Here is a 22083-nt window from a genome sequence, read left to right on the forward strand (position 1 = left end):
GGGAATTCTTTTACTTGGAAATGCAGGTGCGATCCACGGATTTGCGCACCCGATCCTCCGGGATCCGGCCGTCATCGATCGCTGTGCGGATGGCCGCCACCACATCGGGGATCTCCACAGCTCCGGCCGCTGCCAGCGCCACATCCGCGCCCGCCGCCAGTGCGGCCACGGCTGCCTCCGGGCCGGGATACGCATCCGTCACGGCCTTCATGCCGGTCAGGTCGTCGGTGTAGATCACGCCGTCGAAACCTGGGGCGTCCTGCTTCGGCCCATAACCGCCTTCCCGCAGCAGCTTGTAAGCCTCCGGGTTCACCGAGGACGGCAAAGGCTTACCCAACCCCGGCACCTGCACGTGGCCGACCATCACGGACATCCCCTTTACGCCTACCAACTCCCGGAAAGGCAGCAAGTCGTTGTCCTGCATTTTCTCCAGCGGCGGAGTGGTCACCGCGCCCATGTGCGAATCGCCCGTCGCGTGCCCATGGCCCGGGAAATGCTTCAACACAGGTGTCACCCCTGCCTGCTGCAGCCCCTCCGAGTACGCCCGCGCGTAGTCGGCCGCCGCCTTCGGATCGGCGCTGAAAGCACGCGAACCGATCGCATTGTCGGAAACATTCTGACCACCGGCCAAGTCCACCACCGGCGCGAAGTCCACAGTGATTCCCAAAGCGCGGATCTTCTTTCCGTGCTTCACCATCAGGTCACGCACCTGCTCGGGGCTCATGGTGTTCGCCATCTGCTGCGCGCTCGGCAGTTCGCCAATGATCTCCGATAGGCGCTGCACCAGCCCGCCTTCCTCATCCACACTGACGGTCAGCGGTTCACCCGCGCGCTTTTCCAGCGCCGCCAGGCTACGCGCGGGGTCGCCCTGCCCATTGAGGATGCTGCGGTCCGTCTGCGAACCAATAAAGAGGTGCCGCACACCTAAATCGACGGCTTGTTCTGCGGATTCGTAATTTGTGACGCCCACCGCCAGCATCCGCCCAGCCATACCCCTAGGGGCCTTGCCCTCCACCTGGGTACACGTCGGCCGGTCATCCGCCTGGGCTGCGGTGGATTCGGCAGCGCCGGAGGTTCCGGAGGTCGGCGCGGCGGAAGTGGTGGTACCCGAGGATGAGGTGTTGGTGGGCTGGTCAGTGGGCGTCGATAAGGAACAAGCGCTAGAGGAAACAAGAAGAGCGAAACCTAAAGCGCCAGCGGCTACGTGTCTACGGGGCATAGTATTAACGTAGTAACAAACGCAACAAGCAGAGCACCAATCGAAGAGTGCAATCGAGGAGCGATAACCATGACCGAGCAGGCAGAGCAAGCACAGCAGGCACAGCACAAGGCCTTCGACGCGAGCGGCGATACGGTGCTGATCGCCTACGACGGCTCTGCGGAGGCTCGCGGCGCCGTGGAACATTCCGGGCGCTTCCTGTCCGCAAAGAACGCCTACATCCTGACCGTATGGGAGCCGATCCACCGCCAGGCTGCGCGCGCGGCGGGCATGAGCGGCATGATGCAGCACGACTGGTCCAACGAGACCGGCGAGCACCCGGAAGACGACGATCCGGCATACGCAGAGGCAGTGAACATCTGCAACGAGGGCGTGGAGCTGGCCAACTCCCATGGTTTTGCAACCGAACCCTTTTTGGTAGAGTCCGGAACAGCTATCTGGAGCGCCATCGTGGATGCCGCCGATGAGCTGGATGTGGATCTGATCGTCACGGGAACCCGTGCACTATCGGGCTGGAAGTCCTTCCTGCAGTCCAGCGTGTCGGACAGCATCATCAAAAACGCTGGTCGCCCCGTGCTGATCGTCCCGCCGATCGAAGATGAGGACTAGTTTTCACAAACGAACGTTTATGGGCGTTTCATTAGGTACGATCAACAAGAAGCTAGTACGCTAAAACCACAACAGTCCCAATAGGAACAGGAATTAACATGGCTTACGAAACTGCCTCCAACCGTCGTGGCCTGGGCGCCCTGGTCGCCTCCGCAGTCGCAGGCCTGGTCCTGGGCGGCGGCGCCGCCTTCGGCGCAGGTGCAATGGCCGACTCTACGGAACTGCCCACCGACGAACAGATCGCCGTCAACCAGGACAATGCCTTCCTGGGTGCCGTCCAGTACGGCGGCCGCACCAGCGAATAAAGGCGCAACGCCACGTGCCAACGACGGCGCAACGCCCCCTTTCCCGCCGCGCTTGGGTGTACACCACCCTCGCGTGGTTTCTTTTCGCATTCCTACAGTCCCCGGGGCTGACCTCCGCCGATACGAAGCTGGACCTGACCGCCAACCCCTGGGGGTTCCTTGGCCAGGCGCTGTATCCGTGGACTGACACATTCCCGCTGGGGCAACTGCAGAACCAGGCCTATGGGTACCTGTTCCCCCACGGCCTGTTCTTCGCCGTTTTTTCCTTTCTGCCCGGGTGGGTAGTGCAGCGCCTGTGGTGGGGCTTGCTGCTGGCCCTGGCGTTTTCCGGCACGGTTCTTCTACTGCAGAGGCTGCGGATCGGCAGCCGCGGATCACGGGTCGTCGCGGGCATTCTTTTTGCCCTCTCCCCGCGCACACTGACCACCCTGGGAGCCATTAGCTCCGAGGCGTGGGTGTGCGCACTAGTGCCGTGGGTATTGCTGCCAGTGGCCAGTGTGGCGCTGCTGGCGCGGGGGGCTAGCGGTCGCACGCGTGGCTGGCCCGACAAGCGCACGCGGGCCTACCTGGCCAAATACGCCCTACTTAGCGCCCTGGCAGTGCTGTGCCTGGGTGCGGTGAACGCCGTCGCCACCGCCGTGGCCATCCTTCCTGCGGTGATCTTCTGGCTGGGCATCTGCATTCGCCGCCCGCGGGTAGGCCTGTACTTTGCACTGTGGTGGGTGCCCGCCGGGCTGCTGGCCACGTTCTGGTGGATCGGCCCGCTACTTCTGCTGGGCAAGTACTCCCCGCCGTTCACGGACTACATCGAGTCCGCATCGCTGACCACCAACTGGATGAACCTGGCCGAGGTTCTGCGAGGAACCACCAGCTGGACGGCCTTCCTTTCCGCCGAGCGCCAAGGCGGGTACGCGCTGGTCGGCGAGCCCGTCTTCGTCGCCGGCACCCTGCTGGTCGCATTCCTGGGGCTGTGGGGGCTAACCCGCCCGCGCCTGCCTTTCGCGGGTCGCTGGCTGGTGATCCTACTGGTGGGTGTGGCTGCGATGGTGTTCGCCACCGCCCCGATCTCCCCGTTCTCCGTCTGGGGTCGCGTATTCCTCGATGGCGCGGGTGCGCCCCTTCGCAACCTGCACAAGTTCGATCCGCTGGTGCGGCTGGTGCTGGTGGTGGGTATCGCCCACGGGTTGGCGCGCTTGCCGTGGCCGGGGTTAAGCCGCGAACGCTGGGCGCGGTGGCGCAACCCGGAGAAGCACGCCGAAGTGCCCCGCGCCATCGCCGTCAGCCTGCTGGTCGCCGTGGTCACCGCCACCGGCTGGTCCGGGCGCATCGCCGCCGCGAATGCCTACCGCGCGGTACCCGACTACTGGACCGAGGCCGCGGACTGGCTGAACTCCGAAGTAGCGAAGGAAGCCGGGGATTCCCACGTCCCCGCCCGCACGATGATCCTCCCCAAGGCCCGCTTCGCCCGCCAGACCTGGGGAAACACCCGCGACGAACCCGCCCAACCGCTCTTGGACGTACCGTGGGTCGTCCGCGACTCCGTGCCGCTGGTGCAGCCAGAGGCCATCCGTGGCCTCGACGGCGTGCAGCGCGAGCTGGAAACCGGCACGGCCATCCCCTCCCTCGCCGCCACGTTGTGGCAGCAGGGTGTGAGCTACCTAGTGCTGCGCTATGACCTCACGAGCGCCGCCGATACCCCCGGAGCCAAGCGGATTCAGCACACCCTCGAACGCTCCGGCGGGTTCGACGAGGTCGCCTCCTTCGGCGACGACCAGGTGCGCATCTACCGCGTCGATGCTGGTGTTGGCAGTGCTGGTGCTGGCGCTGGTAGCTCTGGGGACCTGCGGATTATTGACGCCGAACGTCTCGACGTCGCCCATTCCGGCCCCGAATCCCTCCCCCGCCTCGCTGCGGCAGACGCTGCCCTGGGTAGGCAGGGTTCAGCGAGGACACGCGTGGGGGCGTCCCAAGGTAAAGAACTAGGGCTGGCAGCACAGACAGTGACCGATACGCCTGCGCTGCGCGACCACAACTACGGCAACGTGGTGGGCGCAGACAGCGAGATCCGCAGCATCGACGACGAAAGCAAGGTGCTCAACCCCGTGCGCGACTACCCAGTGCGCGACGCAGATGGGCGGGAGCTGGCGCCGGAACAGATGACGCGCGTGGAGGGGCGCGGCGAAGTGCGGGTCTCCTCAACCGCCGCGGATCCGACGGGATTCGGCGGGGCGGAAACATACTCGTCCGCAACCTCCGCAGTGGATGGATCGCGCCGAACCGCGTGGCGGCCGACCGTCGGCAACGTGGCTGGGCAATACATCGAATTCCGCCTGGAAGAGGCACACAACCAACTGGCGCTGCGGCTGGACATTCAGGGGCGGCCGACGCGGGTGCAGGTGACAACCTACCTGCAGGATCGGGTGGTGGCAGGCACCTTGAAGACCCTGGAACCGGGCAAGACCAACAAGGTGAATGTGCCGGCGGGCAAGGCCGACAGGATCCGCTTGACCATCGTGGGAGCCTTCGGCGATTTCGGCGTGGCCGAGGCGAAGGTGCTGGCGGGCGAAGAGGACGTCACGCCGCAGCGGGTGCCGACGGTGCCTCCGGTGGACGCGGCGGACGGGGACGATGCACCGGGCGCTAGCGCTGGCTCTTCGCTGAACAGGTGGGTGTTCGGCCAGGAAATCAGCGAATCCGTGATGCTGCGTAACTTCGAGGTGCCGGAATCCATCGGCAACGGTGCGGGGCAGCTGCCGGTCGTCGTGCATTCCTCCGAGTGCGCCGACGATGACCAGGCGCCGGTGACAATCGACGGCCAGGACTATTCCTGCGGCGACACCCTGAACCTGCCCGCGGGGAAGCACGCGCTATCCACCACCGCGCGCTGGGTGGCGCTTTCGGTAGCCGAGCCGCTGTTCGGCGCTGCGGTGCGCGAGACCCCGGCCGCGCAGACCTTGGAGCAGGCCACCCCGCGGGATCAGCTCGCCCCCGGCGAGCAGTCCACGCACCTGGAGGCCTCGGACAAGAAGCGCATTTTGTTTAGCCCCTCGCAGGCGAACCCGGGGCGCATCGCCACGCTGGAACACGACGGCGAGACCACACAACTGACCCCCATCACCGTCAACGGTTGGCAGCAGGGCTGGATCGTCCCGGAGGGCGCGTCCGGGCTGGTCACCATACATTTCGAGGGCACTGGTTTGTATCGGACGTGGCTGGCCATCGGGCTGGTAGCGGCGCTGGTGCTGGTGGGGTTGTGCATCTTTGTGGCGCGGCGGACGCGCCGGATGCCGGTGCCCGCGGAGATCGCTGCGGGCTCGGCTGGCACGGGCACGGCTGACGCAGGCTCGGTCGACGCTGCTGCCGATACCTCTCCCCACCTCCGCCGCATCCTGCTGGCTGTCAGGGCCATCGTCGGACTATCCGCACTGACCGCGCTAACGCTCTGCATCCGTGGCGCGTGGGGCAGCGGAAACTACTACGCGGGCGGGTTCGTGGTGAACGGCGCACTCGCCGTCGTGCTGTTGGCCGTGGTTGCCTCGGTCCTCGCCTCGGCCTTCGCGGAAGCTCGCACCGAACGCCACCAGGAGTTAATCGCCCGGCGCGCGGGCTCCTCCACCAGCGCGTAACTCAGCGCAGCGACGGGCACGCTCAGCACGAACGTCGCCACCAACACCAGCGCCGTGTACCCACTGAACAGATGCACCCCCAGCAGTGGGAACACCAGCGACAGCAGCGACATGTGCCACAGGAAGATCGCATACGACCAGCGGCCCAGCGCCTGCATCGGCGCCGACTCTAGGAACTTCGACCGCGGCGCCAGCGTGTACGGAATGATCAGCGCGGCGGCGAACACTAGCCCGTACAGCGTCCGGCGGGCGAACTCCGCCGGCGCCGCGTGAGTCAGACCCTCCGGCCCATCCGAAGCCGCGACCGCCAGCGCGCCGATGGCCAGCAACCAGAACACCCAGCGGAACTTTGCTACAAATCGCACCTCCAGCAGCTGGTACCGGGCGTCAATACCTTCGGCCCCATCCTTTCCCGTGCGCGCGTAGGCACGATCCTGCACGATCGACTCCAGCTCCGCGCCGAGCAACCCCACCCCAAACCATGCGATAAACGCAGGTGGCATGATGTGCGGATTCAGCCCACCGGGTGCGGGTGGCTCAGCGAATGCGGGGATGAAGGCCCAGCCGAAACTCGCCGCCGCCACTGCGACGATGCACACGATGCGCCATTTTCTTTCTTGACGCCCCCACGCCACCGCAATCACAGGAAGCACAAGGTAGAAGGCCATTTCTACGCACAAGCTCCACAGGTGGGTCAGCCCGCCGATCAGGCCACCGTCGACGTAGATCTGCACCATGATGACATTCGAGAGCATCTGCCACACCGTCGGCGCTCCCGCAACCGGGAAGAACAGCAACACGATCGCGACGGTGACCAGGTAGGCGGGGAAGATTCGCCCCAGGCGCTTAACGTAGTAGCCTGCGAGGGTCAGCAGGTTGTCGTGCGAGGTCGATACCGCGAAATCCGCCCGGTGGCGGCGCCACAGCAGGAAGCCGGAGAGGGCGAAGAACACGGGCACGAAGAAGTCGGTGCGCGCCATCATGCGGTTCAGCAGGTTGCCGGTATCCGCCCCGGTCTGGAAGGCGACGTGGGTGATGATGATGCCAGAGCAGGCAATCGCGCGCAGCCCTTCCAGCGCAGGCAGAAAGGGCGCGGGGCGGGCAGTGGCCTTATTCGTGCTCGGGATCTTCGTGCTCATCGGGATCAGCATAGCCGACGAACCGGACAGGCAAAGCCAAAAACGCTAGCCCCACATATGCACAAACCCGCAGGAAAACGGCCTTTCACAGACTTTTCTTGAAAAATATGTTGAAACTACGAAGTATCTAGTTTTGATTGGCTAAAGTATTGGAAGCTTTCAAGGCTAAATGAAGTCACCGGATAAATTTCGACAGATAGAGTCAGGAACCCCCTCCTATGAAGAGAATCCTTTCCTCCGTAGCGATTGTGCTCGGCGTAGCGATGCTGGTCCTAGCCTTCGCCCTGCCCACCTATGTCGTCCCCAAGGGCAAGGTCCTGCCGCTGGACCTGGTTTCCACCACCGGCACCCCGAAGACCCCCGGTAACCTACTGGATTCCGGTGCGCTAGCTTCCGGCAAGCCAGTGGGCGATAACAAGGACAAGCCGGAATGCAAGGGCGATAACCCGCAGATCAAGTGCTTCATCAACAAGGGGCTGGAGATGCAGTCCCAGCGCTTCACCACTGCACAGGAGCCTTCGGACAAGAAGGTCGTCACGCTGGAGGCCGGCCAGACCCTGTTCCGTACGGACAAGGAAGAGCCAAAGAACCTGATCAGCGCGTCGATCGACCACGTCACCCTGGATCGCAAGACCCAGATGCCGGTACCGGATCCGACTTCCTCTATTGAGCTGAACGCCCCGGCGCTGGATGCAGCCGCCAAGGAGGGCAAGGACGAAGAGGTTGAGGCTTCCGTAGCTCCGTTCACCCGCCCGGGCATCACCTACCAGTTCCCGATGGGCACGGACCGCAAGTCCTACGACTACTTCGACATGCAGATCCTGAAGACCCAGCCGATCGACTACGTCGGTGAGGAAGAACAGGATGGCGAGAAGGTCTACCGCTTCGAGCAGACCGTTCCCCCGACCGAGCTGTACCCGGCACTGCGCGAGCGCCTGGAGGCCGACGGTGAGCTGTCCAAGGGCGACAAGGGCACCCTGGCCGCGCTGCGCCTGAAGTTCCCGGCGAAGGTGTGGGGCCTAAAGCCGGAAGAGATTAAGAACAAGGGCAGCGAAGGCGAGAAGAAGGCCGACGAAAAGAAGGACGGCGAGAACGGCGAAGGCGAGGACAAGAAGGAGGACCTCGGCCCCGAGGTCGAGATGTCCCGCTACTACACCGTCCACCGCGTGCTCCGCGTGCTGCCGGAGACCGGCGTGCTCGTCAACGGTTCCGAAGAGGTCTTCCAGTACTACGCGCAGGACGACGAGGACGCACAGCGCATCTTCGACAACAAGGAAGAGGAAATCAACAACCCGACCCGCACCGCCGTGTACTTCCCCGGCGCATGGGACGACGATTCCCGCGCAGCGCAGATGAAGAAGGCCTCCGAGGGTAAGGAAAAGCTGAAGCTGATGGGCACCATCCTGCCGTGGATCCTGGGCGTTGTTGGCCTGATCCTTCTGGTTATCGGCTGGATCGCGCACCGCTCTGCACGCCTCGCCAGTAAATAATTCCCTTTGACCCACTAGACTGTTCGCTGTGAGATCGCAGCAACCCAAGACCACCGCCACGCGCGATCGTTTGATCGTGCAGGGGTGGTCTTTCCTTATTTCGCTGGTCACGCTATGGCCTTTTTGGCTGGGGTTGCGCCCCGATTCTTCGAAGGCCTTCATGCTGCGGGATATGTTCGTCCCGCACTCGCTGCCGGAAAACTCCAACAACTTGGGCATCAACGATGGAGCCCCGCGCGCGTTGCCGCAGGATGCGATCCTTGCCTTGTTCTCCCCCACGATTCCCTCGACGATGCTGGCCAGCGCGCTGGTCATCGGCTCGTGTCTTCTGGGCTGCTATTTCGCCGGCGCGATGGTGCGCGATATGGCGGGTGGGCGATTGTCCGCGCAGCTCGTGGCGGCTCTTTTCGTGGTGTGGAATCCCTTCGTCATTGAGCGTTTCCTGCAAGGCCAGTGGACGGTCGCCACCGCGGGGATGTTGTTGCCCGCCGTTGCTTATCTCGCAGCCGCGCGGCGCCATGGTTTGCTGTATGTGGCGATCTGCCTGTGCGGTTTCGTCCCTACGGGCCTGGTGCTAGCTCTGCTGACGTCGCTAGTCTTTGCCCCTTCGCACGGGGAACGTATACGCAATCTTGTTGCCAGCGCCATCGCCTCACTGCCGTGGGTGCTTCCCGCCCTGTGGGTATCTAATTCTTCGGAGACCCGCTCCGATGCCCTGTCTGCCGCGTTGTTCTCCACCCGCGGCGAGACCTTCCTGGGCCCCCTGGCTTCCACCATGGGTCTGTCGGGAGTATGGAACGCGGATGCCATCCCGCCGTCGCGCACCCTGTTTTCCGTCGTCGTCGGCGTGGTTTTGTGCGTGGTTCTGCTGCTCGGCTTCAAGGAGCTGTGGCAGGTCTACCGCGCCGTTGCGGTGCTGACGGTTCTTTCCTTAGTGACGCCCCCTCTGCTGGCCACCGGTTGGGGCGTGGATTTAATGGGCTTTGCCATTAGCCACGTTCCCGGCGCGGGCATGTTCCGCGATACCTCGAAGTTCGTCTGCCTGGCCATCCCCGGATTCGTGCTGCTGATTGCGGTGACCGTGGAACGGCTGGACCCCAGCCGCACCGATGGGAAGTCTGCCGAGAAGTCCACTGGAAAGTTCGCGCGCGCCACGTGGGCGCCACGCGCGGCAGCGGCCGGGTTGGCAGTTGCGTGCGTGCTGACCGTACCGGCTTTCCCCGTCGACGTGGCTCCGCTGAAACGAGTACAGATGTCCAGCACGTGGGAACAGATGGCCAACATCGTTTCCGGGGCTCCTAATGGAAAGATCGTTTTGCTGCCCCCGGGCAACTACCGCACTCGGCATGATCGTCCGCACGTCGACCCGGGGTTGAAGTTGCTACCGGGCTCGCCGATGGATCCCGGGTTCCTGATCGTGGACGGCAAGATGGTGGACGGCAATCCGGCCAGTATGAAGATCCTGTCGGACCTGATGAGCGGCAAGAACACCCTGCAGCGCAATGGCGTGAGTTGGGTGGTGGTGGACTGGTATTCCATCTCTGATGGCGCGGCCATGTCAAAGGCCTTGCAGGTGCTGAATTCGCAGGGCATCCGACGCGTCCTCAGTGCCGATAATTACGACCTCTACCGCGTGCAAAGCCCTACCCTGCCGCGTTCCCCGGTGCAGGATCAGGCGCCGCTGTTCGTTGGCATGACGTTCTATTGGATGCTCATGATGTGGGGCCTGTGCATTTGGCTATGGCGCAGCGTCCGCCAGATGCAGGTACCGGGGCGGGCCAAGACAGAGGAACGCTAGCTCCCAGCCGCCGCGCGGGCTTCTGCGCCGGCCTCTTCGCGCAGGAGGGCCTCCCACGCCCGGCCGGTGGCATCCCAGGAAAACTCCTCCGCCCGGCGCTTCGCCGCGCGCCCCATTTCCCGGCGCTTGTCCGGGTTATCCAGCAGGTATTCGACGGCGTTCATCAGCCCGCCGGGCGAATCGCACAGCAGACCGGTCTCCCCGTCGATGATGGAATCGCGCAACCCGGCGGAAGATTCATACCCCACCGTCGGCACCCCGTGCTGCCCGGCCTCGATCACCGCCAGGCCCCAGCCCTCCTTGCGGGAGGGCATCACGTGAACGGAGGCGCGGTTGAGGATCCGGTGCTTCAGCTCCTCGGACACGAAGCCATGGAAGATCACCAACGGCTCGATCCCCAGTTCGCGGGCGTAATCCCGTAGTCGGTCGGCCCACCACCCGTCGCCAATGATGTCCAGGCGCACGTTCGGGTGGGTGCGCGCCACAGCCGCCACCGCGTCCATGGCGTGCTCGATCTGCTTGTGCGGAACCAGTCGGGAAAGCGCCACCAGGTGAATCGTCTGCTCTTCGCTGGCGTGGTCGGAGTTGGGGCTAGGGGCGTCCGGAATCAAAGAAGGAGCAACCGGATCGATGCCGTTACGAATGATCTCGATGTTGCCGCGCGGCACCCCGAGCTCCACGAGCTCCTCGGCGGACGGTGCGGAGACGGTGACCCAGCGACGGCGGCGATGGATCCACGGCGAGAGGGTTGATTCGATCAGCCAGCCGATGCGGGACAGTACGGGGCCAGCGACGGACCACTGCTCACGGTGGCAGTGATGAGTCAGCACGACGGTGGGAGCACCGCTGACCAGGGAGGCGAAGAAGGGCACGCCGTTTTGGGTATCCACCACAACGTCCGGGCGACCGATATCCGCCAGCGAGCCACGCCCGAATCGCGCCGCCACGATCGCCGCCAGGGCGCGCGGGTACACGGTCAGGTTGCCGCCGCCGCGGGAGAAGCGAAAGTTGCGGCTGACCTGCTGTGATCGCGTAGAGCCGGGATAGTGGGCGGTGCGGAAAACCACCTGATGGCCCTGGGTGGCCAGGTGCTGGCCTACACGCTCCAAGTAACGCTCACTGCCGCCACCTTCGGGGTGGTCCGTGTCGCGCCAGCAGAGAAGCAATACTTTCATGATGAACACAATTCTAGCCAGCCCCGCCCGCGCCTTAGATAGCTTTGGCGAATCTTCCGCAGAACCGGCGCCGAACCTGCAAAGATAGACACTCGATGAGCCCGAATAACCACCCTTCCCGCCAGCACTCCCAACAGCGCTCCCGGCAGCGCCAAGCGTTGAGCATCTTCCGCCGCCGCGCCACCCTGCGCCGTTCCTTCGGCCTGCTGAACGACTTTAAGTACGAGCAGACCCAGCCCGATATCTTTTACGGCCACCTGGCCGAGGACACGGTCGGGTTGATCCGCGACATTTACGCGGGTGTGCGCGGTGCAGGCCAGAACGAGCCCCTACGCGACGCGAAGATCCTGGACGTCGGCGGCGGACCGGGGTATTTCGGCGTGGCCTTCGACAAGGCCGGCGCGGACTACTACACCTGCGAACCGGACGTTGGCGAGATGGCCGCCGCGGGCATCAAGCTGCAGACCTCGGTGCGGGGTTCGGGGCTGGACCTACCTTTTCTTAGTGACGCCTTCGACATCACCTACTCTTCCAACGTCGCCGAACACGTACCGGATCCGTGGCGGATGGCGGACGAGATGCTGCGGGTGACGAAGCCAGGCGGAGTGATGATCTACAGCTACACGGTGTGGCTTGGCCCATTCGGCGGGCACGAAACCGGCCTGTGGCAGCATTACGTGGGTGGCGAGTTTGCCGCCCGGCGCTACGAGAAGAAGATGGGCAAGCCGCCGAAGAACCGCTGGGGTGAGAGTCTGTTTAACGTCTCCGCCGGCGAGGGGCTGGAGTATGCGCGCAAGGTGGACGGCGCCGAGCTAGTGGCCGCATTCCCCCGCTATCACCCCTGGTGGGCATGGTGGATGGTGCAGGTTCCGGGGCTGCGCGAATTCGCGGTCTCCAACCTGGTGCTGGTGTTCCAGAAGATCTAACACAAACTCCATTGGAGCGGGGGCACCATAAAGGGGCAGAAAAAGACATAAGACTACAACTATTTCCCCGAAGAACGGGTAATGTGGCGTGAGACACAAGTCTAGTGTTGTGACCTGCTAGGTCACTGGATTAACGAGCCACTGCCCTAGCCGATCATTGCACTAATGAATCACTGTCGAGAACGATAGGAAATAGGACTGACATGACCAGTAACACTGGCGCCCCTGAGGCATTCATTTACGACGCCGTCCGCACCCCCCGTGGCAAGGGTAAGCCGGGCGGTTCCCTGCACACTGTGAAGCCCGTTGACCTGCTCTCCGGCCTGATCGAGGCCATCATCGAGCGCAACCCGGGCATCGACCCCAACCGCATCAGCGACGTCATTGCTGGCTGTGTCACCCCTGTTGGCGACCAGGGCATGGACATCGCCCGCACCGCCGCCCTGAACGCCGGCCTGCCGTACACCGCCACCGGCTTCCAGGTGAACCGCTACTGCGCCTCCGGCCTGACCGCCGTGAACCTGGGCGCACAGAAGATCCGCTCCGGCTGGGACGACCTGGTCTTCGTCGGTGGTGTGGAGTCCATGTCCCGCGTCCCGATGGGCTCCGACGGCGGCGCCCTGGCAATGGATCCGGCCTCCAACTTCTACAACGACTTCATCCCACAGGGCATCTCCGCTGACATCATCGCCAGCCTGGACGGCCTGACCCGCGAGGACCTCGACACCTTCGCTGCCCGCTCCCACGAGCGTGCATCCAAGGCCTGGGAAGAGGGCCGTTTCGACCGCACCGTTGTTCCGGTGAAGGACCAGAACGGCATCACCCTGCTGGACCGCGATGAGACCATCCGCCCCGGCACCACCGTCGAGAGCCTGTCCGGCCTGAAGCCCGCCTTCGCCATGATCGGCGACCAGGGTGGCTTCGACGCTGTCGCACAGACCAAGTACCCGCAGCTGGAGCGCATCAACCACCTGCACCACGCCGGTAACTCCTCCGGCATCGTCGACGGCGCAGCCCTGCTGGCCATCGGTTCCGAGCAGGCTGGTAAGGACTTCGGCCTGACCCCGCGCGCCCGCGTTGTCTCCGTCGCCACCTCCGGTGTGGAGCCGACCATCATGCTGACCGCCCCGGCACCGGCCTCCCGCGCAGCTCTGGCAAAGGCTGGCCTGAAGCCCGAGGACATCGACATCTGGGAGATCAACGAGGCATTCTCCTCCGTCGTTCTGCGTGCACAGCGCGAGCTGAACATCCCGGACGAGAAGCTGAACGTCTCCGGCGGCGCCATCGCCATGGGTCACCCGCTGGGTGCGACCGGCGCGATCATCACCGGTACCGCCGTCGACGAGCTGCACCGCACCGGCGGCCGCTACGCCCTGATCACCCTCTGTGTCGCAGCCGGCATGGGTGTGGCCACGATCATCGAGCGCGTCTAACCGACCTTCCCGCAGACCAAAACACAAGAAACACTCAATTTTCCTCTGACAACCTCCCGCGGACGCAAGCGTGAGGGCGTCAATAAATAAAACAAGGAGCATCACACATGAGCATGTTCAAGTGGGACCAGGATGGCGACGGCATCGTAACCATCACCATGGACGACCCGAACCAGCCGGTCAACACCATGAACGACACCTTCCAGGGCGAGCTGCCTGAGCTGGTGGAGAAGCTGCAGGGCGCAGTGGAATCCGGCGAGGCCAAGGGCGTGGTCATTACCTCCGCGAAGAAGACCTTCTTCGCCGGCGGCGACATCAAGTCGATGATCAAGTCCACCCCGGAAGACGCAGAAGCAATCACCAAGCAGATCAACGGCATGAAGGCCGGCCTGCGCGCCATCGAGACCCTCGGCGTGCCGGTCGTCGCCGCCATCAACGGTGCGGCGCTCGGCGGTGGCCTGGAGATCGCTCTGGCCACGCACCACCGCATTGCTTCTGACGCCAAGGGCCTAAAGGTTGGCCTGCCAGAGGTCACCCTGGGTCTGCTGCCGGGTGGCGGCGGTGTGACCCGCGTGGTCCGCATGCTGGGCATCCAGGACGCACTGATGAAGGTCCTGACCACCGGCCGCCAGTTCCGCGCAGAAGACGCACTGAAGACCGGCCTGATCGACGAGGTCGTCCCGGCAGACCAGCTGATCGACGCTGCCAAGAAGTGGATCAAGGAGAACCCGGAAGCATCCCAGCCGTGGGATCAGAAGGGCTTCAAGATCCCGGGCGGCACCCCGACCAGCCCGAAGCTGGCACAGTTCCTGCCCTCCTTCCCGGCTAACGTGACCAAGCAGATCAAGGGCGCACCGATGCCGGCTCCGAAGGCCATCCTGAAGGCCGCCGTTGAGGGCGCACAGCTGAAGAACATCGAAGAGGCCCTGGCTGTGGAGACCCGCTACTTCGTGGAGCTGGTCACCGGCACGACCTCCAAGAACATGATGCAGGCATTCTTCTTCGACCTGCAGTACTGCAACGGTGGCGGCTCCCGCCCGAAGGACGTTGAGAAGAAGCAGTTCAAGAAGCTGGGCATGGTTGGTGCCGGCATGATGGGTGCAGCGATCGCCTACGTGGCAGCGAAGGCTGGCATGGAGGTTGTGCTGAAGGACATCAAGATGGAGGCTGCCGAGAAGGGCAAGTCCTACTCCGAGGGCCTGGAGGCCAAGGCGCTGAAGCGCGGCAAGACCACCGAGGAGAAGTCCAAGGCTCTGCTGGACCGCATCAAGCCTTCCGTCGATTACTCCGACCTGTCCGACTGTGACATCGTGATCGAGGCCGTGTTCGAGAACACCGAGCTGAAGCACAAGGTCTGGGCGGAGATCGAGGCAGCCGTGCCGGAGGATTGCGTGCTGGGCTCCAACACCTCCACCCTGCCGATCACCGAGCTGGCTACCGGCGTGAAGCGCCCGAAGGACTTCATCGGTATCCACTTCTTCTCCCCGGTAGACAAGATGCCGCTGGTGGAGATCATCAAGGGCGAGGAGACCTCCGACGAGACCCTGGCTGCAGCCCTGGACTTCACCGGCCAGATCCGCAAGACCCCGATCGTCGTGAACGACTCCCGCGGCTTCTACACCTCCCGCGTCATCGGCTTCTTCCTGAACGAGGCTATGCGCATGCTGGCTGAGGGCATCGACCCGGCCGTCATCGAGGCCGCTGGCCGCCAGGCTGGCTACCCGGCACCGCCGCTGCAGCTGCAGGACGAGCTGAACCTGAAGCTGGCCCGCAAGATCGGCTCCGAGACCAAGGCAGCTCAGGAGGCCGCTGGCCTGACCGTCGACGACGGTGGCGTGACCGAGATCGTGGACAAGATGCTGGACGTCTACGACCGCCCGGGCAAGCTCGAGGGCAAGGGCTTCTACGAGTACAACGAGGAAGGCCGCCGCACCGGCCTGTGGCGCGGCCTGTGGGACGAGCTGGGCGCCGGCAAGGTGAAGGTCGCTGACGGCGAGTCCACCGTTGCAGGCACCGGCCTGGACACCGCTGCCGCCGGCGCAGCCCAGAAGGCTGACGCTGACCCGAGCGGCGTGGCTGCTGGCTCCAACGTTCCGGCTGACGCGCCGGCCTTCATCGACCTGGTGGAGCGCCCGCTGTTCGCCGAGGCTCTGGAGACCCAGAAGTGCATCGACGAGGGCGTGCTGACCTCCGATGCGGATGCCAACATCGGCTCCATCATGGGCATCGGCTTCCCGGCCTGGACCGGCGGTACCCGCCAGTACATCAAGAACTACGACCGCCCGGCCGCCGCTACCCTGCCGGAGGGTAAGGTCGCGGACCGCGACGGTGGCGACTACCCGACCCGCGGCGTTGCAGGCTTCGTTGCCCGCGCCGAGGAGCTGGCCGCTAAGTACGGCGAGCGCTTCACCCCGCTGGAGTCCCTGAAGAAGTAGTTCTTCTATCGCCCCTTTAGTGACTAGCCCCGGTTATTGGTTCTGCGGAGCCACTAGCTGGGGCTAGTCCTTTACTTCCGTCTTGTGCAGCTGCGCATCCAGGTCCTCCGGGTCCAGATTCGCCTCGGAGAATGCACTAGTCAGCGGCAGGCGTAGCTCCAGGTCGGTCCCTGGGCAGAGTTCGATCTTTCCCTCTTCCAGGGTGAAGTCCAGCACGTGCCCGCCGACGGTGCGCGAATCGTCGATGAAGTGCACGTGGCATCCGGGGACGGAAATCCCCTTCTCGTAAACCGGCGTGCGGAAGCCCGCGATAATTCCCGTGACGTCGGTGAAGTGTTGCTCGGCGTCATCATCCGTCGCCTCAACCATCGGCCGGTAGGGCGGCTTCTGCTTCACGACCGTGCGGGTGACCACGCTGCTGAAGTGCCCGGTAATGCGGACGGCGTACATGTAGTTCGAGGAGGGCGTCATGCCGTCGATGAACTTCGACAGGTCCGCGCGGCGAATGTTCTGCGGGGCGCGGCGGCGGATGCGGGGCACGAAGTTCGTGGCCACGGCATAGGGACTGCGGGTTTCCAGATCGGCGCGGGTGGCACTGCCGTCGTGGCGCAGCTGGTAGCAAACGCCGTCGATGATGACCATCTCGCCATCCAGCGCGTCGAACGTCCCCAGCCCGAAATTGCCCTTGCCCAGCAGCTCGCCGACGGTCATCTCGCCGTCGTAAATGCCGTCCAGCAGGGCGGTCATCAGGGAGTTCTGGAAGATTGTGTGCCTAGTTACCGGTGAGTCGCTCATGTGCCCATTGTTGCCGTGCTCGCCCATTGCTCGCTTTTCTTAGTGACGCCCCTCTCGCCCCAACCACCCCCAATGCGGGGCGGTGGGGACCGAATAGGCTGCTGGTGGCCTAGCTGCCCTTCTTCACGGTGATGGTCCAGCCTGCGTCGGTGGTCTGCTCAAAGTTCGTGACTTCGTGGCCATCGGTGGCAGCCCAACGCGGGATGGCATCGGTGGCTTGGGTGCAGTCGAAGTCAATCTGCAGCGAGTCCCCGACGGACAGGTCGGCCATTGCCGCCTTCGCGTCCACCAGTGGGAACGGGCAAACCGCACCAAGGGTGTCGAGCTTGTAAGTCCGGTCGCCGACCAGCTCGAGGTCACTGTCTCTGCCGAGGTCACTGTCCCCGCCGATGCCACTCGATTCGGCGCTTTCCGCAGCCGTGGCCTTGCGATCCAGCAGCAGGGTGCCCGTGGTTTGGAAGCCCAGCTCTGCCGCCATGGCCTTCTGCTCTGCAGCGGACTGTGTGGACTGTGCAGACTGTGCGGTGCGCGGGGAAGACTGCGACTGGCTCGGCTGGTTGGGCGTCGGGTTAGACGCCTGCCCCGGCACCGCATCGGTGGGCTTGAGCCACAACTTGGCCGCAACGCCAATTCCGATGGCGATGAACAGCAGCGCAACCCAGCCCTGGTAGCTGAACAGGGAGGTCTGCACCATGCCGTTGCCCACGGTGCAGCCGCCGGCAGCGGAGGCGCCCACGCCCATCAGCACGCCGCCGATGACGGAACGAACTGCCTGTTCAGCGGAGGGAACGCGCAGACGGAATTCACCGGACGCCTTGGCGGCAAAGAAGGCGCCCACCAGCAGACCGAGCACCAGCATGACTCCCCAGTCCACCGTGTCTTCGCCGCTGACGAGGAACTTAGACAGGTTGGACGATGGGCTGGTGATGCCGAGCCCGTCGTTGCGGCCCGTCGCTGCCGACAGCGGCCATGCGAGCACACCCAGCGCGCCGATGATGGCCGCGGTGGGGTAAAAGTGCCAGGGCTTTTCCGCCAGTAGGTGCGCGAGGCCTGTCTTCTTCGGCTTCAGGGTCGCCATCTTCGGCGCCTTAGCTTCCTGAGCGAGGAAGTGGCGGGTAAGGAAAGCAACCCCTAGCGTGAATGGGATGACGAGCCACCACACGGAGAGCCCCAGAGACCCGTGGATGGTGGTGATGGGCAGCTCCCAGCTGCGCAGTCCCTCGTTGAGGGCGTTAAGCGAACCGCCCTTCATAGCGGCGGCGCTGCCTGCGTAGAAGACCAGTGCCAGCCACGAGCCGATAAGGCCTTCGGCGGAGCGGTACCACGTGCCGGATGCGCAGCCGCCCGCCAGCACGATGCCCATGCCGAAAAGCAGACCACCCAGCACGACGGCGAGCGGTGCGAACTGCTTGTACTCAGGTGTAATCACTCCCGCAGTTGTGAGGGCGGCAAGGCCGACCGCGTGGACTGCGATGACGATAAGCAGGGCGGTGAAGCCCCGCCAGGTCTTATTCAAGAAAATGTCGCGAATCATGCCGGTTACGCAGAACCTGCCGCGTTGCATGACCCAGCCAAGGACAGCACCTAAAGCCAATCCGGTGACAATCATGGGTTCCCCTACTCCAAACTAAAAATGAACCGATCTGTCTGTCTGTTTGAATGCGCAATATTAGCCTCCCGGGCAACTCTCCCTCAAGCCCTAAGAGAGGTTCATCACATACGAAGCCTCACAAACCGCACGCAAGGCCCCATAAATCAGCATTGATAGCGACCTCCGATTTAAACCCATAGCCCGCCACCAATCTAAACCTATCAATCCTTGACTTTTACAAAGCCATCGCTATAATGGGTGGTGGATCGCAATCAAGCAGCCCACATTGCCGCCCCCGATGATCCACTTCAACTTCAAAACAAGACTGAAGAAAATCGGTAGGCTTTGTGGCGACGGTTGTGAATAACTGCCAACTTAAACCCGAAACCAAGCCCCCAAGGAGGCACAGCATGTCCCTCATCAACACCGAGATTCTGGATTTCAAGAACCCCGCTTTCTTCAACGGTGAGTTCACCGAGGTTTCCAAGGACGACGTCCTGGGCAAGTGGTCCATCTTCTTCTTCTACCCGGGCGACTTCACCTTCGTCTGCCCCACCGAGCTGGGCGACCTGGCTGACCACTACGAAGAGCTGAAGGGCCTGGACGTAGAGGTTTACGCCGTATCCACCGACTCCCACTTCGTGCACAAGGCATGGCACGCAGAGTCCGAGCAGGTCGGCAAGGTTAACTACTACATGCTGGGCGACTCCACCGGCCAGCTGACCAACAACTTCCAGAACATGCGTCCCGGCGCCGGCCAGGCAGACCGCGCAACCTTCCTGGTAGACCCGGAGGGCAAGATCCAGTACATCGAGCAGACCGCCGAGGGCATCGGCCGTGACGCTTCCGAGCTGGTCCGCAAGGTCAAGGCCGCTAAGTACGTTGCAGAGCACCCGGGCGAGGTCTGCCCCGCCAAGTGGGAAGAGGGCGAAGACACCCTGACCCCGGGCATTGACCTGGTTGGCAAGATCTAACTTCCCCTTCCACTCCCCCGCCGCACCCAGGCGGGAAACCCACGGCGGGCCGGGCTTTCCACTTACGGATCCCGCCCGCCGTTTTTAGTGCCTTTACCCCACCAACAAATCCCATCCCCCGAAGAACCCACGTGTGGCGCACCCCCGCAGGGTGGCGTCAATAAACAAAGAAAGAGAGCACCCCATGGCTAAGCAACTACTGGACGACAACCTGCGCAAGCAGCTCGGCCAGCTCGTCCCCCGCATCACCAAGGACATCGAGCTGGTGTACAGCCTGGACGATCGTTCGGCCTCCGAGGACCTGGAGAAGCTGCTGCAGGACATCGCCGGGCTATCCGACAAGATCACTGCCCACCGCGACGACGACGCGCACGAGCGCAAGCCCTCCTTCAGCATCGTCCGCACTGGTAGCGACATTTCCGTGGCCTTCGCGGGCATCCCGATGGGCCACGAGTTCAGCTCCCTGGTGCTGGCGCTACTGCAGGTCGGCGGCAACCCGATCAAGGAAGACCAGGACCTGATCGAGCAGGTAGAAAACCTGGACGGTGACTACGAGTTCGTCACCTACATGTCCCTGACCTGCCAGAACTGCCCGACCGTCGTACAAGCGCTAAACACCATGGCGGTGCTGAACCCACGCATCAAGCACACCGCGGTGGAGGGCTCGCTGTTCCAGGACGAAGTCAAGGAGAACAACGTCCTAGCCGTGCCGACCATCTACCTGAACGGCGAGGAGTTCGGCCAGGGCCGCACCACCATCGAAGACTTCGTGCGCAAGCTGGACACTGGCTCCGCCGCGCGCGAGGCGAAGAAGCTGAACGAGAAGAAGCCCTACGAGGTGCTGGTCGTTGGCCAGGGCCCGGCGGGTGCAGCGGCCTCCATCTACGTTGCCCGCAAGGGGCTGAGCGTCGGCCTGATCGGCGAGCGCTTCGGCGGCCAGGTGCTGGACACGAACTCCATCGAGAACTTCATCTCCGTACCCTCCACCGAGGGGCCGAAGCTGGCGGCGGAGTTCGAAGAGCACGTCGGCCAGTACGACATTGACGTGGTGAAGGCCCAGGCCGCGACCGGCTTGACCCCTGCCACCGAGGAGGGTGGCCTACACACGGTGCACTTTGGGGATGACGCCACCCTGCGCGCCCGTGCCCTCGTTATCGCTACGGGCGCACAGTGGCGAACCCTGGGCGTTCCAGGCGAGGAAGAGTACCGCAACAAGGGCGTGACCTTCTGCCCGCACTGCGACGGCCCGCTGTTCAAGGGGAAGTCCGTGGCCGTGATCGGCGGCGGAAACTCGGGCATCGAAGCCGCGCTGGACCTGGCAGGTGTGGTGAAGCACGTGACGGTTCTGGAGTTCGGCGAGGCCTGCCGCGCGGATGACATCCTGATGCAGCGCGTGGAGGAAACCGCGAACATCGACGTGATTACGTCGGCAGCTACGACGGAGATCGTGGGCGACGGCAAGAACGTCACCGGCCTGACCTACACGGACCGCACTAACGACGAGTCGAAGTCGCTGGACGTCGCGGGCGTGTTCATCCAAATCGGCCTGGTGCCGAATACCCAGTGGCTGGGCGAGAGTGGCCTGGAGCTGAACAAGATGGGCGAGATCGTGGTGGACGAGCACAATGCCACCAACATCCCTGGCGTGTACGCCGCCGGCGACTGCACGGAAGTGCCCTTCAAGCAGATCGTGATTGCCCAGGGTGCTGGCGCAAACGCTGCGCTGGGCGCGTGGCAGTACACGGTGACTGCGCCGAAGGCGTAGGGGACTAACTGGTTTGGCGGCCTGGCTGGCATGGTGGCCGCCAGGCCTTCAGTTCAAATGTCGCTAGAACGGGAATGCGTTACTGCAAACAATTTGCACTACTGCAAAACCGCAGGTCAGAGACTTTCCGCCAGAAGGGTGCCCATGGCACACGGTTGCGCATTCCCGTTCTAGCGACATTTCCGCCCCTGAAGCCCCATTTTCAGCACCTCGGCACACCTCGATCTACCCAGGCCGACACCCCAGCACATCTCGATCTACCCAGGCCAACGCCCAGCACACCCCATCCACCCAGACTGACTCCGCTCTGCGCTGTCGAGCGCACCCATAAAGCCCAACACTGGGGCTTAATTGTCGGAAAAGTTGCAGAACGTTATTGGGTACATTTTTCATCTACATAAAATGCCTGGTCAGAGCGTTCTCCGCAACCAGAGATGTGTCCCGAGATTTACGTTTTGCAACTTTTCCGACAATTCCGCATCCCAGAACCCCTCCGTGGAGCAGGTTCAACCGTCCACGGGGGAGCTAGCTCCCTCCCGCCAAGACGAACCCGCCACTCCCACCCCTCCCGAGGAAGCCTGCAAGACTTCCGATCGCTACTTTAGGTCCTTTCTTCACCCCTTTCCGACCTACACAGCACCCCAGGAAACTCGGCAATTACTGACAGCATGGCGCAAATATCAAGCGCTAGCAGACCGCGCCAAACCCAGCGGAAATAGCGGAAGTGTGAGTACTATTTAAGAAACTTAATGCAATTCTCACTACCAGCAAAGGACCACCATGCGTTTGCGCTCCGCCCTCAC

The 22083-nt window shown here is 63.6% G+C and carries 14 protein-coding genes and 1 pseudogene; 10 read left to right on the plus strand and 5 right to left on the minus strand.

Annotation, left to right across the window (positions count from 1 at the left end):
- Positions 1 to 10: 10 nt before the first annotated feature.
- Positions 11 to 1219: a glycoside hydrolase family 3 N-terminal domain-containing protein gene (locus L8U58_RS09590; protein WP_269955223.1), complete on the minus strand. Its 1209-nt coding sequence runs from the start codon at positions 1217 to 1219 to the stop codon at positions 11 to 13.
- A 69-nt stretch (positions 1220 to 1288) separates the two neighbouring features.
- Here L8U58_RS09590 and L8U58_RS09595 point away from each other — a divergent pair, with 69 nt between their 5' ends.
- The 3 genes from L8U58_RS09595 to L8U58_RS10285 all read left to right on the plus strand — a co-directional run bounded on the left by L8U58_RS09595 (position 1289) and on the right by L8U58_RS10285 (position 5759).
- Positions 1289 to 1828: a universal stress protein gene (locus L8U58_RS09595; RefSeq protein ID WP_051873858.1), complete on the plus strand. Its 540-nt coding sequence runs from the start codon at positions 1289 to 1291 to the stop codon at positions 1826 to 1828.
- 98 nt (positions 1829 to 1926) lie between these two features.
- Positions 1927 to 2133, plus strand: a complete 207-nt coding sequence (locus L8U58_RS09600; RefSeq protein WP_034972623.1) for a DUF2613 domain-containing protein — start codon at positions 1927 to 1929, stop codon at positions 2131 to 2133.
- 14 nt (positions 2134 to 2147) lie between these two features.
- Positions 2148 to 5759: an alpha-(1->3)-arabinofuranosyltransferase domain-containing protein gene (locus L8U58_RS10285; protein WP_420839880.1), complete on the plus strand. Its 3612-nt coding sequence runs from the start codon at positions 2148 to 2150 to the stop codon at positions 5757 to 5759.
- A 23-nt stretch (positions 5760 to 5782) separates the two neighbouring features.
- Here the strand turns inward: L8U58_RS10285 and L8U58_RS09610 are convergent.
- Positions 5783 to 6910 (minus strand): annotated as a pseudogene (locus L8U58_RS09610) (acyltransferase family protein); the annotation flags it as partial.
- 206 nt (positions 6911 to 7116) lie between these two features.
- Between L8U58_RS09610 and pgfA the strand changes: the two are divergent.
- Together pgfA and L8U58_RS09620 are read left to right on the plus strand one after the other, a co-directional pair.
- On the plus strand, positions 7117 to 8388 hold the full coding sequence (pgfA, locus tag L8U58_RS09615; protein WP_269955225.1) for a cell envelope lipid trafficking protein PgfA: 1272 nt from the start codon (positions 7117 to 7119) through the stop codon (positions 8386 to 8388).
- Between the two features lie 28 nt (positions 8389 to 8416).
- Complete coding sequence (locus L8U58_RS09620; protein ID WP_269955226.1) at positions 8417 to 10186, plus strand: MmpA family trehalose lipid delivery protein; 1770 nt, start codon at positions 8417 to 8419, stop codon at positions 10184 to 10186.
- Here L8U58_RS09620 and L8U58_RS09625 read toward each other — a convergent pair.
- A complete protein-coding gene (locus L8U58_RS09625) occupies positions 10183 to 11361 on the minus strand; it encodes a glycosyltransferase family 4 protein (RefSeq protein WP_269955227.1) in 1179 nt (392 codons plus the stop codon). The two genes, L8U58_RS09620 and L8U58_RS09625, sit on opposite strands and share 4 nt — an antisense overlap.
- 95 nt (positions 11362 to 11456) lie before the next feature.
- On the opposite strand from L8U58_RS09625, the gene L8U58_RS09630 reads away from it, so the two are divergent.
- The 3 genes from L8U58_RS09630 (at position 11457) to L8U58_RS09640 (ending at position 16155) form a co-directional block, all read left to right on the plus strand.
- Positions 11457 to 12287: a class I SAM-dependent methyltransferase gene (locus tag L8U58_RS09630; protein ID WP_269955228.1), complete on the plus strand. Its 831-nt coding sequence runs from the start codon at positions 11457 to 11459 to the stop codon at positions 12285 to 12287.
- 203 nt (positions 12288 to 12490) lie between these two features.
- On the plus strand, positions 12491 to 13720 hold the full coding sequence (locus L8U58_RS09635; protein WP_034972619.1) for an acetyl-CoA C-acetyltransferase: 1230 nt from the start codon (positions 12491 to 12493) through the stop codon (positions 13718 to 13720).
- Between the two features lie 107 nt (positions 13721 to 13827).
- Positions 13828 to 16155, plus strand: a complete 2328-nt coding sequence (locus L8U58_RS09640) for a 3-hydroxyacyl-CoA dehydrogenase NAD-binding domain-containing protein (protein WP_269955229.1) — start codon at positions 13828 to 13830, stop codon at positions 16153 to 16155.
- A 63-nt stretch (positions 16156 to 16218) separates the two neighbouring features.
- On the opposite strand, the gene budA is transcribed toward L8U58_RS09640, so the two are convergent.
- Complete coding sequence (gene budA, locus L8U58_RS09645) at positions 16219 to 16950, minus strand: acetolactate decarboxylase (protein WP_035005003.1); 732 nt, start codon at positions 16948 to 16950, stop codon at positions 16219 to 16221.
- A 109-nt stretch (positions 16951 to 17059) separates the two neighbouring features.
- Positions 17060 to 18559 carry a YeeE/YedE thiosulfate transporter family protein gene (locus tag L8U58_RS09650; RefSeq protein ID WP_035004936.1) on the minus strand — a complete coding sequence of 500 codons (1500 nt, stop codon included), beginning with the start codon at positions 18557 to 18559 and terminating at the stop codon, positions 17060 to 17062.
- A 392-nt stretch (positions 18560 to 18951) separates the two neighbouring features.
- Here L8U58_RS09650 and ahpC point away from each other — a divergent pair, with 392 nt between their 5' ends.
- Entirely contained in the window at positions 18952 to 19515 is a 564-nt protein-coding gene (gene ahpC / locus L8U58_RS09655) for an alkyl hydroperoxide reductase subunit C (RefSeq protein ID WP_034984431.1), read from the plus strand.
- Positions 19516 to 19699: 184 nt separating this feature from the next.
- Positions 19700 to 21280 carry an alkyl hydroperoxide reductase subunit F gene (gene ahpF, locus L8U58_RS09660; protein ID WP_034969443.1) on the plus strand — a complete coding sequence of 527 codons (1581 nt, stop codon included), beginning with the start codon at positions 19700 to 19702 and terminating at the stop codon, positions 21278 to 21280.
- The last annotated feature ends 803 nt before the right edge of the window (positions 21281 to 22083 follow it).

Source organism: Corynebacterium macclintockiae (assembly GCF_027570165.1).
In the GTDB taxonomy this organism is placed as follows: domain Bacteria; phylum Actinomycetota; class Actinomycetes; order Mycobacteriales; family Mycobacteriaceae; genus Corynebacterium; species Corynebacterium macclintockiae.